The organism is Rhodococcus sp. (in: high G+C Gram-positive bacteria) (assembly GCF_049286785.1).
Taxonomy (GTDB): Bacteria; Actinomycetota; Actinomycetes; order Mycobacteriales; family Mycobacteriaceae; genus Rhodococcus_F.
Map to the genome: position 1 here is coordinate 1 of NZ_JBAQEO010000601.1, position 2,063 is coordinate 2,063.

Sequence of the window (2,063 nt, forward strand, 5' to 3'; positions counted from 1 at the left end):
GTCCTCGCCCATCTGCAGCTGCGACGCGGTGCGATTCGCCTCCGCGATCGTGCTCTGCAGCGGGGGCCGAGCGCCCTCGAGTAGCTGGGCGAGATCTCCTGTGGCACCGGCTATCCGCGGAATCGCGTCACCGATCGGGTCACGGTCCTGAGCGAGGCCGCTGACCAGTTGCTGCAGTTGATCCAGGGTGGTCCCGAACTGGTCCCCTCGATTGTTGATGGTTCCGAGCACCTCGTTCAGGTTGGTGATGACTTCCCCGATCAGCTGGTCGCGGTCGGCAAGTGTGTTGGTGAACGAACTCGTGCTGCCCAGCAGCGACACGAGCGTTCCGCCCTGCCCCTGGAACACCTGAACCAGCGCCTCCGACAGGTCGTTGACCTGCTGGGGATTGAGCGAACGCAGAAGAGGCTTGAATCCGCCGAGCAGAAGATCGAGATCCAATGCAGGCGAGGTGTTCTCGACAGGAATGGAGCCACCGTCGGGCAGCGGTTCCGCCGAACCAGCCCCCTCGAGAAGCTCGAGGTAGCGGTCGCCGGTGAGATTCTCGTAGCGGACCGTCGCTTTGGTTCCTTCGAAGAGCGTGTACTTCGAATCCACACTGAAGTCGACGTCGGCGAGGGCATCCTTGCCGATGGCCACCGTGTCGACCTTCCCGACGGGCACCCCGGCGATCCGCACCTTGGCACCCGACGCGAGCCCGGACACATCGGTGAACGTCGCATGGTAGTCGTTGGCCGTGGTGAACCGGTACTGACTGAACACCAGCGCCAGTCCGGCAAAGACGAGCAACATCACCGTGGCGAAGACCATGAGCTTGACCGTGTTACCTCGCATCGTCACCGACCACCCTGCTCCGGGTAGACACCGGCGAACAACAACTGGAAGACCTTCGGCATGTTGACCTGCACCTTCGTCGACGGTACGAACGGCACCGTGCCGGTGTCGGATGCAAAGAACTTGGCGTGCACGGTGGGGTCGGGGTTCGGAAGCCCGGCACAGTTGGGTCCTCCCGTCGCATTCACTTTCGGCAGGTCCCGGGGGTAGGAGTACGGCTCCATCCCGTACAGGAAGCTGGCACTGAGGGCGATGCCCGGCTGATTGCCGCCGATGAGCTCCTCGGCCAGCGGCTGGACGTTGTTCAACCCGACCATGAAGCAGGAAATCACGGGTGAGTACTCCTCCAGCAGTTCGGTGGTCGGCAACAACACGTCGAGGGAGGTCGCCAGGTTCTGTTCGTTCTCACCGAGCACCGTGTTGGCGGTACCGGCGAGTCCGGTGGCGTTGAGAAGCACGGCGTCGAGGTTGTCCTGCTCGTCCACGACGGTGCCGCTGGTGGCGGTCGCGTTGTCGAGTATCCGCATCAGGTCCGGGGCGGTGTCCGCGTAGACATCGGTGACCTGTGCGGCCTTGACCAGATCCTCCCGCAGTCGAGGGAGACTCGGGTTCAGCTTCGCCAGGTATCGGTCGCCCTGCTCCAGGAGTTCGCCGAGCTGTTCACCCCGTCCACGCAACGCGGAAGCGAGAGCGCCGAGAGTGGCAGTGAGCTTCTCGGGCTCGATCTGGGCAAGTACGTCCGAGAGGTGCTGGAAGACGGTGTTGAACTCCACGGTGACGTTCTCGGAGGCGATGACCGCCCCTGGTCGGAGATGGGTGGAGGCGGGCTCTTCCGGCATCACGAGATTCACGTATTTGGCGCCGAACACGGTGGTGGATTTGATTTCCACCGATGCGTTGGACGGGATGAGCGACATCATGTCGGGATACATCTCGAGCTTCAGTTCGACCCCGTCCTCGACGTGCTCGATGGAACCGACCTTGCCGACCTGGACGCCGAGGAGCTTGACCTTCGCGTCGGGTTCCATCACCAGACCGGCTCGATCGGACGTCACCGTGACCGGTGTGGACTCGCTGAACGTCCCGTTGAACATGGCCAGCGAGACAGCCACGATCGCAAGCAGGCTCGTCACGAGTACGAGTGCCGCCAGCTTCTTCCTGCGACTCGAATCAGACATCTGCCGGCACTCCTATCCCGAGAGGTTGAAGTTGCCGGACCCGCCGTAGAT

At 63.0% G+C, this 2,063-nt stretch carries 2 protein-coding genes; both read right to left on the minus strand.

Annotated elements, in window-relative coordinates:
• Positions 1–834 (minus strand): MCE family protein (locus WAW17_RS22010; protein WP_422335039.1); only part of this gene is annotated, 834 nt, incomplete at its 3' end.
• 2 nt (positions 835–836) lie between these two features.
• Entirely contained in the window at positions 837–2,012 is a 1,176-nt protein-coding gene (locus WAW17_RS22015) for an MCE family protein (protein WP_422335038.1), read from the minus strand.
• Between the last annotated feature and the right edge of the window lie 51 nt (positions 2,013–2,063).